The 11,454-nt window shown below is 58.7% G+C and carries 9 protein-coding genes; 7 read left to right on the top strand and 2 right to left on the bottom strand.

Annotated features, from left to right (window positions below; translation table 11 throughout):
- Positions 1-622 precede the first annotated feature (622 nt).
- From K7H22_RS15240 to K7H22_RS15255, 4 genes are read left to right on the top strand one after another with little or no spacing between them, the layout of a single operon-like run.
- A complete protein-coding gene (locus K7H22_RS15240) occupies positions 623-1,684 on the top strand; it encodes a polysaccharide biosynthesis/export family protein (protein WP_230801734.1) in 1,062 nt (353 codons plus the stop codon).
- A gap of 6 nt (positions 1,685-1,690) precedes the next feature.
- The gene (locus K7H22_RS15245; RefSeq protein ID WP_230801735.1) at positions 1,691-2,131 is read left to right on the top strand and encodes a low molecular weight phosphotyrosine protein phosphatase; all 441 of its coding nucleotides are present in this window, start codon (positions 1,691-1,693) and stop codon (positions 2,129-2,131) included.
- 3 nt (positions 2,132-2,134) lie between these two features.
- Entirely contained in the window at positions 2,135-4,327 is a 2,193-nt protein-coding gene (locus K7H22_RS15250) for a polysaccharide biosynthesis tyrosine autokinase (RefSeq protein ID WP_230801736.1), read from the top strand.
- A gap of 11 nt (positions 4,328-4,338) precedes the next feature.
- Positions 4,339-5,280 carry a hypothetical protein gene (locus K7H22_RS15255; RefSeq protein WP_230801737.1) on the top strand — a complete coding sequence of 314 codons (942 nt, stop codon included), beginning with the start codon at positions 4,339-4,341 and terminating at the stop codon, positions 5,278-5,280.
- Positions 5,281-5,292: 12 nt separating this feature from the next.
- On the opposite strand, the gene K7H22_RS15260 is transcribed toward K7H22_RS15255, so the two are convergent.
- Positions 5,293-6,183, bottom strand: a complete 891-nt coding sequence (locus tag K7H22_RS15260) for a hypothetical protein (protein ID WP_230801738.1) — start codon at positions 6,181-6,183, stop codon at positions 5,293-5,295.
- A gap of 339 nt (positions 6,184-6,522) precedes the next feature.
- On the opposite strand from K7H22_RS15260, the gene K7H22_RS15265 reads away from it, so the two are divergent.
- From K7H22_RS15265 to K7H22_RS15275, 3 genes are all read left to right on the top strand, one after another.
- Positions 6,523-7,362 (top strand): 2OG-Fe(II) oxygenase, encoded by an 840-nt coding sequence (locus K7H22_RS15265; protein WP_230801739.1) that lies wholly within the window; start codon positions 6,523-6,525, stop codon positions 7,360-7,362.
- 170 nt (positions 7,363-7,532) lie between these two features.
- Positions 7,533-9,158: an exosortase E/protease, VPEID-CTERM system gene (gene xrtE, locus K7H22_RS15270; protein WP_230801740.1), complete on the top strand. Its 1,626-nt coding sequence runs from the start codon at positions 7,533-7,535 to the stop codon at positions 9,156-9,158.
- A gap of 6 nt (positions 9,159-9,164) precedes the next feature.
- Positions 9,165-9,758, top strand: coding sequence for an isopropylmalate isomerase (locus K7H22_RS15275; RefSeq protein ID WP_230801741.1), 594 nt, complete (start codon positions 9,165-9,167; stop codon positions 9,756-9,758).
- Between the two features lie 9 nt (positions 9,759-9,767).
- Here K7H22_RS15275 and K7H22_RS15280 read toward each other — a convergent pair whose 3' ends face one another.
- Positions 9,768-11,060 (bottom strand): replication initiation protein, encoded by a 1,293-nt coding sequence (locus K7H22_RS15280; RefSeq protein ID WP_230801742.1) that lies wholly within the window; start codon positions 11,058-11,060, stop codon positions 9,768-9,770.
- Between the last annotated feature and the right edge of the window lie 394 nt (positions 11,061-11,454).

Raw genomic sequence — 11,454 nt, forward strand, 5'->3', positions numbered from 1 at the left:
CCTCCAGATATCTCAGGTACCGGCAAGCCAACGATACTTCCGGCAGCGTTGTCTTTCTCCCAGATGGGTTGAATTGTAACTGTCGAAAAATGGCAACACAGTGTTTCAATCCTGAACGTCCCGATTTCATAAAGCAGCGGTACACCCCTTTGCAGAAAAACCGGAATCCTTGCTGGCAGCCACAGATGTAAAAAAGCTAGAGCTTTCGCAATCCCGCAGGAAAGTATCGGCTAAGCCATTGCAAAGACGCGCTTTACCATTCTGCTTGCAGGCGACTTCATAGGCATTCGGATCGAAAAGACATCGCTTCCGGAAGGCCCACAACTGCACAAGCCGTCCGCGCGCCCTGAATCTGTCCCCGTGCCACAACCAATTGCCACATTTATGCCAACCTATCGAAAGGGGTTTTTGCACTCAAAGGGTGTTTACTCTTGATCTGATAGCCGTTTAGAGTTTGTTCCAAGCTTTGGCTTGCCTGGGGATTGCTGCCGCTTTCCATCAACAGAACTGCTTCTGGGATATTGGTTGACCTCGTCAATCTGTTTCCGGGTAACGCCTTACGCGTAAAAAATGGTCTGGCCTCGACGCCGGACCCAAAAACCTGGGATGTGGAGACAGAAAAATGCGCAGATTGATCGGTTCGCTGGTGACAACCTTGTTCCTTGCCGCTTGTACGCAAGGATTCACCGAATTTCCGATCAGCGAGGACCGTCAGGCCGATTTGCCGCCTAACGTTGTCGTGACGCGGCTGGATGCCAATAACGTAGGCAGTTTCTCGCAGCAGCGCCGCGTGCCCGGCTCGCAGACTGTGCCTGACAGCCAGGTCTGGAACTACCAGATCGGCGTGGGCGATATCCTCAGTATCGACGTCTTCGACCATCCTGAACTGACCCTGCCCGCCGGACCGATGCGCAGCGCAGCCGAATCCGGTTTCCGTGTGCAGGCCGATGGCAGCTTCTTCTACCCCTTCGTCGGTCAGGTGCAGGCCGCAGGCCGCGCGCCCGAACAGATCCGCGAGGAACTCCAGACCAGTCTGGCGGAATTCATCCCCGATCCGCAACTGGAAGTGCGCGTGGCGGCCTTCAACTCGCAAGCGATCGTTGTCACGGGCGAGGTTAATACACCCAACCGCCAGTCCCTGACCAATGTGCCGCTGACCCTTCTGGAAGCCGTGAACGCCGCAGGCGGTCTGGCACCCGAAGCAGATCCGGCCCGCGTGACCCTGCAACGGCGTGGACGGACCTATAACATCAACTTCAACACCTTTCTGCAGGGTGGCCGTCTGACCAACAACCCGATTCTGATCAATGGCGATACCATCTCGGTTCCGCGCCGCCGGATCATGGACGCCTTCGTTCTGGGCCAGATCGTGGCACCCGCCACAATTGACCTGTCCGAAGAAGATATCTCGCTGACGCAGGCTGTTACCCGTCAGGGCGGCCTGGCCGATATCCGTGCCGATGCGCGCGGCATCTTTGTTTTCCGCAACCACGGTCAGGTCATCAATGTCTACCAGTTGGATACCAGCACACCCACCGGTTTCGTTCTGGGAACGCGCTTCATGCTCTCGCCCAATGATGTTGTCTTTGTCACCCGCTCGCCGCTTGGCCGCTGGAACGACACGATCAGCGCCATCCTCCCCTCGATCTCTGTGGCAGACGGGGTAACAACACTGGCCGAATGATGCAGCATGTTTAACGCGGTACTTGTGGTTTGTGTCGGCAATATCTGCCGCTCGCCTCTGGGCGAAAGACTGCTGCGCCAGCAACTACCCGAACTTGAAGTAACGTCGGCAGGCATTAACGCCCTTGTGGGCAAGCCTGCCGACAAAACCACCAGCAAGGTGGCCGCTGCACACGGACTTTCCATGCACGGCCATGTTGCGCGGCAGTTCACTGCCGAAATTGGGGCCGCTCATGACCTTATTTTGGTCATGGAACAGGGGCATAAGCGCGAGATAGGCCGGATCGCGCAATATTTGACCGGCCGTGTGATGTTGTTTGACCAGTGGACCGGAAATACAGGCATCGCCGACCCTTATCTCCGATCAGAAGAATTTCACGAAAAGACATATGCCGCGGTCTCCGAGGCCGCGCGGGCATGGGCACAGCGCCTCGCCCCCAAGGAGTAGAGAATGACGTCGACAGAACCCGACATGCTGCCAGAGGCATCCGAAGCAGATATGGCCCAACTGCTGCGGCAGGCTTGGGCGGGCAAATACTGGGTCTTGTTGTTCACGATCCTGTTTGGTCTGGCCGGCACCATCTACACCAAAAGCACCCCCCCGACCTATCGCGCCGATGCGCTGATGCAGCTTGAGGATAACAGCCGTCAGATGACGCTGCCCAACTCGATCCGCGATCTGACCTCGGGCACACCGCGCAGCGTGACCGAGATCGAGATTCTCTATTCGCGCCTTGTTTTGGGGCAGGCCGTGGCCGACACCCACATGGACTGGATCGCGGAACCCCGCCGCGTGCCAGTCATCGGCGAGGCGCTGAACCAGCTTGGCCTGCCGCTGCCCGACCTGCCCTTTCTGCGCCCCTTCGCCAATGGTGGCGAATCAATCGAGATGGACCTTCTTGAAGTGCCGCCCCAATGGATCGGGCGTGGTATCTTGCTGACCATCGAGAACGAGGCCGCCACCAATTTTTCCCTCCTTTTGCCGGATCAGCGCGTGATCACAGGCAGCGTGGGCGAACAGATCACTGATGAACGGCTCGGCTTCGGCATACGCGTCCGCAACCTTCAGGGCGAACAGGGCCGCGAGTTTATCATCGCCCAGATCGACGAGGGCGGCGCCATCATCGGATTGCGCAACAACCTGTCGGTGTTCGAGCGTGGCGGTCAGTCCAGCATTCTGGAACTCTCGCTGACCGGCGGCGACCCGCGCGAAATCGAACGCGGACTTCACGCGATCACGCAGGCTTACCTGCGCCAGAATGTCAGCCGTTCCGCCGCCGAGGCGCAAAGCAGTCTGGAATTCGTCGAAAGCCAGTTGCCCGATGCCGAAGCCGCTGCGCGCGAGGCTGAAAACGCCCTGAACGCCTACCGTCAGGCACAACAGGCTATCGACCTTGGATTCGAGGCGCAAAGCCTGCTGACGCAGGTCAGCTCGATCGAGGTCGAGTTGCAGCAGCTTGACGCGCAGGAAGACGAGCTGTCGCAGCGCTACACCACTAACCACCCCAATTATCAGCAGCTTCTGTCCAACCGCGCGCGTCTGGAAGAACGGCTGGAGCGGCTGCGCAGCGATGTTGGTGAACTGCCGGAAACCCAGCGCGAAGTTTTCAACCTCACCCGCAATCTGGAACTCGCCCGCGAGGTTTACGGCCAGCTACTGAACCGCGTGCAGGAATTGCAGGTGCTACGCGCCAGCACCATCGGCAATGTGCGTATCGTCGATGTGGCGCGCGCCTCGCCCATCCCGATCGCCCCGCGCGAACGCCGCACCATCGCACTCAGCATCATTCTGGGCATGATGGCCGGTGTCGGTTTCGTCTTTCTGCGCCTCTGGCTGCGGCGCGGCGTGCAAAGCGCCGAACAGATCGACGCGCTGGGTCTGCTGGTTTTCGCCACTGTCAATGTGGCGCCGCAGGCCGAGAATGCCCATAAACGCAAAGGGGCCATCCCGATTCTTGCCCTGACCGATCCCGGCAATCTGTCGGTCGAAGGGTTCCGCTCGCTGCGTACCAGCCTGCATTTCGCCATGATGGACAGCCGCACCAATTCCGTGGCCCTGACCAGCCCCGCGCCCGGTGTCGGCAAATCCTTCACCGCCGTGAACCTTGCCGTTGTCGCCGCGCAAGCCGGCCAGCGCGTCTGCTTGGTCGATGCCGATATCCGGCGCGGCTACTTGCGGCGCTATTTCGACATCGCCAAGGACCAGCAGGGCCTGTCCGATTTTCTGGCAGGCGAGGCCAAACTAGACAAGATCCTGCTGTCGACCGAGGTGCCCAAGCTTTCAGTCATCACCACGGGCCATTACCCGCCCAACCCCTCGGAATTGCTGATGTCCTCCAGCCTGCAAGACCTGATGCGCCAGCTCGACAGCCGGTTCGATCTGATCATCGTCGACACGCCCCCTGCCCTTGCCGTGACCGATCCGGTCATCGTGGGCCGTCAGGTGGGTGCGACCATCGCCGTGGCCCGTTTCGACGTCACCCCGCTGCGCGAGATTGACGCGATGCACCGCCTGCTCCGCAGTTCCGGCGTCAACGTCGCAGGCGCTGTGCTGAACGGTTTCGATCCCGCCCGCGCCAAAGTCTCCAGCGGCTATGCCTATAGCGCCAGCTACCGCTACGAGTACAAAAGCGCCGGAGAATAAAGCGCGTGCCGATGCTCAACCGCTTGAAGCTCAGAAGCTCGTCCCTTGTCATGTTGCTTCTGGCCGGCTTGGGGCTGTCCCGATGCGACACGCCCAAGCCGTTGGACCCCGCCGCCTATGACGCGCTTTATGTGACACCGGCCGCGATTCCAGCCGGACCGCAGCGCGTTTTCCATCTGGGACACAGCCTTGTCGGGCGTGACATGCCTGCAATGCTGGCACAACTCGCAGGCGACGGGCACCGCTATGAAAGTCAGCTTGGCTGGGGTGCGACCCTGAAATCGCATTGGGACCCCGATGTGCCGGTGAACGGCTTTGCCGAAGAAAACGCCCACCCCCGCTACCGCGATGCGCGCGAGGCGACAGACTCGGGTGATTACAACGCGCTGGTCCTGACCGAGATGGTCGAGATCAAGGACGCGATCAAGTATTTCCAAAGCGCCGATTACCTGCACCGGTTCGCGCAGGCCGCATGGCAAGCCAATCCCGACACGCGCGTCTATCTCTACGAGACATGGCACAACCTGTCCGATATCGACGGCTGGCTGGAACGGATCGACCGCGATCTGCCCACATATTGGGAAGGCGAGATCCTGCGCCGCGCCCTTGCCTATGACGGTATGGACCGCCCGATCTATCTGATCCCCGCAGGTCAGGTCATGGCGCGGATCGTGCGCGAGATCGAATCCCAACCCGACGGCCTCGGGGGTCTGACCAACCGGCAGGATCTCTTCTCGGACGAGATCCACCTGAACGATCTGGGCGCCTATATCATCGCCCTCACCCATTACGCCGTGCTCTACCAACGCGCGCCCGTCGGCCTGCCGCATGAGTTACGCAAAGCAGACGGAACGCCTGCGCAGGCCCCCACGCCAGAGGCCGCCGCGATGATGCAACGCATCGTCCGGGATGTTGTGCAGTCCATGCCGAACACCGGCCTGCCGCAGGAATAAAGGCGCCGCACGTCAGCTTCCGCTAACGCCGGTCCCCTCATATTCCGTCACGACCTTCCATACCAGTTCTTGCATCCATTCCGCCTGCTCCCGCGTGGGCGAGGTCGGCATCCCCAACCGGTTCGGCAGCCCGCGCGGATCACGCTCGTAAATCACAGCAAAATGCGCCAATGCGATGAAATAGGCGCCCAGATCGTTCACATGGATCGCATCCAGGAACAGGTCCGAGATATCCGTCAACCCCGGCGCCTCTCCCGCCTTGATCGCATCATACATCGCCGCCATCAGCAACGGTCCCGGAATCATCCGCATCGGCGGCGACCCGTCCGGACGGTTCGCGTTCACATGATCCTGTATCTGCTCCCACATCCCCATCTCCCGCGGCAACCGCTCGCGGAAGGGTATGTTTCCGTCAGGGTCGTTATACGGATTCTCGGCGTCCGGCCCGCTATTGATATCGACCCAAGTCGCATAAAGAATGGTTTCGGCCCCATTCCTGCCGTTTCCGTCCGTCCAGGCATGGTTAAACCAACGCAAGGCTTCGTCAGGCGAGTTATGCCAAGGAAAGGTGCCAGACAGGGCAACACGTTCAGTGATGACCAGAAGTTCATACTTGCCAATATCCTTACGGGCATCGTCTGGCCCATTTCCGGATTCATTGTTCCAGCGCCAATCCATCGGACTGCCGGGGATCGTCGAGCGCGTCATGACAACACCTCTGTTCCCCGACGCGGCAACCATTGCTCGCAACGGCTCAAAAACCGGATCGGTCAGACTGTGGCCCGACTGGATCACCTTGGTCGTCAACGGTAGCGGTTCCGCATAGGCGCGTTGCGAACCCGCCCCCCCAAATGTGATGGCCAGTGATAGTGTTGATACAACTGACAACAAAATTCTCGTCATTAAAAAATCCTCACGTTGAATTCTTAATTCATCACTACAGATGCTCCGCCCGAAACGCACCCACCACAAAGAATCGGGACTTCACTCATTTTCGGATCAGCACAGGAAACATTTTCTCCATACACTCAACAATGGATGATTTCGTTGCACACTGTACTGTCGCAATGATTGTTTTACGGTCCACGGGTATTTCGAGATCTCAAAATTAGCTTTCTCGCAAACACTACTACAGCTACAATAATCTCGCTCAAGAAATAGTCTTGGGCTGGGTTTTTGCAACTGCCATCAGAATAAACCTTAAAGTCATTGATAGTTATGGTCACAGAAATGGAAGTGAACATGAAAAATCCCGTCCTGCCGTTCGACGTAGACACACTCTCTTTACGTTCAAGCGCGGCTAAAGAAGTTGGAACCCAACACGCCGCCGACTACAGCAGTCGCGCACCCTACCCGCATGGTTCTTTTGACAACTTCTTGCCGGAAGAGATCCTTGAGCGGGTCCTGAAAGAGCTTTCACAACTGCCCGAGGCTGAATCGAGCTTTAGTCGCGCGCAGGAAAAACTGAAATCGGCCTATTCACCGGAAAGACTGCCACCATACACGCGAAACCTGTTCTATGCGTTGAATTCACGGCCTTTTCTTAGCTTCCTTGAGGAACTCACCGGCATAGAAGGACTGATCCCCGACCCCTACTTTATCGGTGGTGGTGTGCACATTACGCAGAATGGCGGTCACCTCGATATCCATGCCGACTTCAACCATCATGGCAAACTCAATCTCGAACGCCGGTTGAATGTACTGATCTACCTGAACAAGGACTGGAAGCCAGAATGGGGCGGCGAGTTCGAGATCTGGAATCCCGACATGACCGAGAAGGTGAAATCATTCACGCCAGTCTTCAACCGCATGGTGTGCTTCAACACCCGCTCTGATACATGGCATGGCAATCCGGAACCCGTGAACCATCCCGATGGCGAACCGCGCATGTCCCTTGCGCTTTATTACTATACAGCCACTTGGTCCGAGCTTCGCAAGAGTCATACAACACTGTTCAAACCGCGCCCTGGTACAATTGACAAGGTCGATCGGCAGGTTGCAAGACACGCCTTTCTTCAAGATATTCTTCCTCCAGTTGTATATCGCAAAGTTATCTGGCGACTTGCGCGTTTAGGGTTTTGATCCTACCCAGAACAAGTTGATTGCCCTGCAAAGGCATTGGATGACATTAACCCCAATCGAAGCCAGAGTATTTCCCGATCTGGTATAGCAGTGTCGTGTTTTTGGTTTTCAAATCTGCCATTTGACGCAGATGTAACGAGTGGAAAGACGCCAAGAACAGAGACAAAGACATGCAGACGCAGGCGTCGAGAAGAAAGCGTAACCCAAGACCACTCAAGCTGCATCGCGGCCTCCTGATCTTTGCGCTATTCCTCCTCGAATTATTCGCGCTCGTCATCGTCCACCAGTTCTTTGTCACCTTCGAATGCGGCGACACGGATGCGATGGGAACCTGCCGTTTCCTGCGTAGTCTGGTGGCCCGCAGTCTGGTCGTCTTTGCCGCGTTCGGCGTTCTTTATTGGGCAAGACCGCGCGTCTTCTCCGACTTTGCCGGTGCATCCGCACGTTATTCCGGCGGTGGCTGGATTGGTGTGCACTTTGCCGGACTGGCCCTGATATGGACACCACTTCTGTTGACCGGGTCGGAAGGTCTCGGCGCGAATTTCGACACATGGGCGCTGCTATGGGCGCTCGGCTCGGCCCTGTGCGGGTTGGGAGGGATGTTCTGGATTGCCGCGCCCAAGGACTGGTTGCGCGTGCTGGCACAGGACAGGTTTCTGCCGGTTCTGTTGTTGTCCATCGCGATCATCCTGCCGGATGTCGCTGACCTCATCCTGCCCCTCTGGGATCTCGGCTACATAACAAACGCCACCTTCTTCGTCGTCTACCAACTCCTCAGCCTGTTCAACAGCACAACCTATGCCGACCCCGCCGCCTATATCATCGGGGTCGAGCAGTTCGCCGTTCATATCGCGCGCCAATGCTCCGGCGTCGAGGGCGTTGCCCTCACAACCGCTTTCGTCCTCTTCTACGCGCTGCTGTTCCGGCGCGATCTGCGGTTGACGCGTTACTGGTTGACGGTTCTACCGCTCGGCATCCTCTTCAGCCTCTTGCTCAATGTCGTCCGCATCGCGGTGCTGATCCTGATCGGGGCGCATATCTCGCCGGACCTCGCGGTGAACGGGTTTCACAGCTATGCAGGCTGGCTCTTTTTCACCATCCTTGCCCTCGTGCTGATCTTTGCGGTCCAGAAGGTCAGATGGCTGCACCGCGACACTGTCACCAGACCCCCCGTCGCACCGGTCAAGGACGATCCGCTTGCCGCGCAAATCCTGCCTTTCGTGGCCTTCATGCTGGCCGGCATCCTGACCCAGGCGCTGATCCCTGTGCCTTCGCTCGGCTATCCGCTGATCGTGCTGGTCCTTGGCCTTGCCACATGGACCTTCCGCCACCACTACCGCAGCTTGCCATGGTCGCTTGATCCGCTCTCCATCGGGGCGGGCGTTGTCGTCGGTCTGGGTTGGGTCGTTCTGGCCCAGACCGGCACAGCCGAGGCCTCCAGCCTCGCGCAGGATCTGGCTTTGCTCTCGCCTGCTCTTCTGGCCTTCTGGATCATTATGCGCCTGACCGGCACGATCCTTCTGGTGCCCTTGGTGGAAGAGATGTTCTTTCGCGGCTACATCCTTGCCCGCCTTGACCGTGGCGGAATGCTCTGGCGGATCATCGCGGTGGTTTTCTCAAGCCTGCTTTTTGCCGCTTTGCATGGCCGTTGGGTGGTCGCCGGTATTGCGGGCGTCATCTTTGCGCTGGTGATGTTGCGGCGCGGGCGTGTCTCGGATGCGGTGATCGCCCATATGACAGCCAATGCCATTGTCGCCGCAGCAGCTTTGCTGATGCGGGATTTCGCGTTAATCTGATCGGCAATGGCAAGCCTCTTTTCCGAACAGACCCTGACCTGCGTCCGCGAAAGCTGGTCACCCGGCATCGGTGATCCCGATATCATGGGATGGGTGACCGTCGGCGTCTATGTCATCAGTGCCTTTTGCAGCCTCGCCCTTGCCGCGCGCATCCCGGCAGACCAACCACATGCTGCCCGTGAGCGTGTGTTCTGGGCCGTCATCGGCATGATCCTGACATTCCTCGCCATCAACAAACAGCTTGATCTGCAATCCGCCATGACAGCGCTTGGCCGCTGTTTGGCGCAACTTCAGGGTTGGTATGACGAACGTCAGGCCGTGCAGCGCCGCTTCATCCAATGGCTGGCGATCGGGGCGATATCGGTCGCCCTGTTTGCGGCATGGTTCCTGCGTCACAGCCTGCGACGCAACGGGTTGGCCGTGCTGGGCTTTGCCTTCCTGCTGGGCTTTGTTGTGATCCGCGCCGTGGGCTTTCACGATGTGGACCAGTTAATCGGCACACGCCTCCGCTCGGTCAGGCTGAATTGGGTGCTGGAACTGTCAGGGTTGGTCCTGATCCTCGTAAACGTCCTGCCCCGTCTGTTGTCTGGCCGAAAGTAGCGCGCGCCCTCACGCGTCGGGATCGAAAATACCCGGCACCATGTCTTCCCAGAATGCACAGATCGCCTGCGCGTTGATGGCCGAGGCCCAGCCGAGGCGGGCGAATTCCTCGCGGCCCATCTCGTCTTCCAGCTGCGACAGGAACAGCCGCCGGTCACTGTCGCGCTGTGTCGGGTTGCGGGCTTCCGCCACCGCGCGGACACGGGCCAGTTTGCGCGCACGTTCGCGCCGGGCGGTGCTGATCTCGATTTCACGCGCCTCCGCTTCCTGCTCGGCCAACGATTGCGCCGCGCGCCGTTCAGCCAAAGCGACCACCGCTGCGGGCGAGGGTTGCGGCGCCTCCTTGGGGCGGTAATCATCGCGGATCGCCGCCGACAGATAGCGCGCGGTATCGGCAACTCCCGCTGTCTGGCTGACAAGGCGCAGCTTCTCGCTCACGTAATCCTCGCCATGTTCCGCGATCCATTGCCGCGCCAGACGGTCCGACACCCCCTGCCCCGTCAAGGCGCGGTAGATCGCACTGGCGCGCACACCTTCGCTATCGTCGATCTCGAACATCGCCAGTTGCGGGTTTTCCTTGATCAGAAACCTGATCTCGGTCACCGCCCGCCCTTCTTTACGCAATTGCGGCGTCAGGATGATATTCGAGGTCTTGTTCACCTCGGCCACGGCAGGTTTGATGATCTTGGCGTTCAGATGCTTGAAAGTCTCGTAATAGACACTGTCATCCACCCCCATCAGCCGCCGGAACAGATCCAGCGGCCACCAGCCAGTGCTGCCGGTCCGCACGAAGCGATAGCAATTCTCATAAAGCGCCAGCGCATGGCCACTGGTGAACCGCCGCTGGATATTCAGATTGATCAGCGCGAAAACTTTGGGGTCATGCAGCTTTTCCGCCAAAGCCGGGGAATAGGCATATTCGCACACGCCCCCTTTCAGCTTGGCATAGGACAGCAGCGCCGAAACACCCCATTCCTGCCGCCCCTTGTCATCCAGCATGTCCCATTCGGCGACAGTCTCTGCAAGGCCGCGCAGAGCCTGTTTCAGCGTATCCATATCGTTGGAGTTGTAGCCGATCATCAGACACAGCGTGCGCGCGTCGATCCGGTGTTTCGGTTGGCTGATCAGCGTGTCATAGGCATTCAGCAACAGGACATTCGACAGCTTGCGCTGCAACAGCGACAGCTTGCCCGACACATGGATCGCGGCCACATTCTTTTTGACCGATTCCCGCTTCAACGCGCCACTCAGGTTCCCGCGCAAGGGAAGTGTGGCGTCCTGTTTGTGTTCTACTGATGCCATGGCCTGTCCGCTCTTGTTCGCACTCTTTGCGGTGCCCCTTCAGTTTCGCAGAAAAAGCACCCGCGCTCAAGTCTCTCATGGGTGCCCGTATACAGGACGGGCTCGCCTCCCCTGCCCTCCTGTAAACGGGTTCCTTTGGTGACGCTTGACCCACAGCTTTGACATTCAGGTGCTTTTCAGAGGGTTTCAGCCGCATCCAGGGGCACAGCGGAGTCGAATCAAACACGCAAATCGGGCTGTATTAGTCTCTCCTGCGAATCGGCACCCTTATTCCCGTAGGCGGGGACCTGTCAGCCCGCAGACGGGTACCTGTGATCCTGTATACGGGCACCGGTCAGCCTGTTTTCAGGCACCTATGTGCATCTAAGCTTCTGTTTTAACTAAGGTATCAGGA

This window comes from Seohaeicola saemankumensis (assembly GCF_021021435.1).
In the GTDB taxonomy this organism is placed as follows: Bacteria; Pseudomonadota; Alphaproteobacteria; order Rhodobacterales; family Rhodobacteraceae; genus Seohaeicola.

Coding starts and splice junctions, on each gene's coding strand:
- K7H22_RS15240 (WP_230801734.1), top strand. CDS start 623: ATGCGCAGATTGATCGGTTCGCTGGTGACAACCTTGTTCCTTGCCGCT.
- K7H22_RS15245 (WP_230801735.1), top strand. CDS start 1,691: ATGTTTAACGCGGTACTTGTGGTTTGTGTCGGCAATATCTGCCGCTCG.
- K7H22_RS15250 (WP_230801736.1), top strand. CDS start 2,135: ATGACGTCGACAGAACCCGACATGCTGCCAGAGGCATCCGAAGCAGAT.
- K7H22_RS15255 (WP_230801737.1), top strand. CDS start 4,339: ATGCTCAACCGCTTGAAGCTCAGAAGCTCGTCCCTTGTCATGTTGCTT.
- K7H22_RS15260 (WP_230801738.1), bottom strand. CDS start 6,183: ATGACGAGAATTTTGTTGTCAGTTGTATCAACACTATCACTGGCCATC.
- K7H22_RS15265 (WP_230801739.1), top strand. CDS start 6,523: ATGAAAAATCCCGTCCTGCCGTTCGACGTAGACACACTCTCTTTACGT.
- xrtE (WP_230801740.1), top strand. CDS start 7,533: ATGCAGACGCAGGCGTCGAGAAGAAAGCGTAACCCAAGACCACTCAAG.
- K7H22_RS15275 (WP_230801741.1), top strand. CDS start 9,165: ATGGCAAGCCTCTTTTCCGAACAGACCCTGACCTGCGTCCGCGAAAGC.
- K7H22_RS15280 (WP_230801742.1), bottom strand. CDS start 11,060: ATGGCATCAGTAGAACACAAACAGGACGCCACACTTCCCTTGCGCGGG.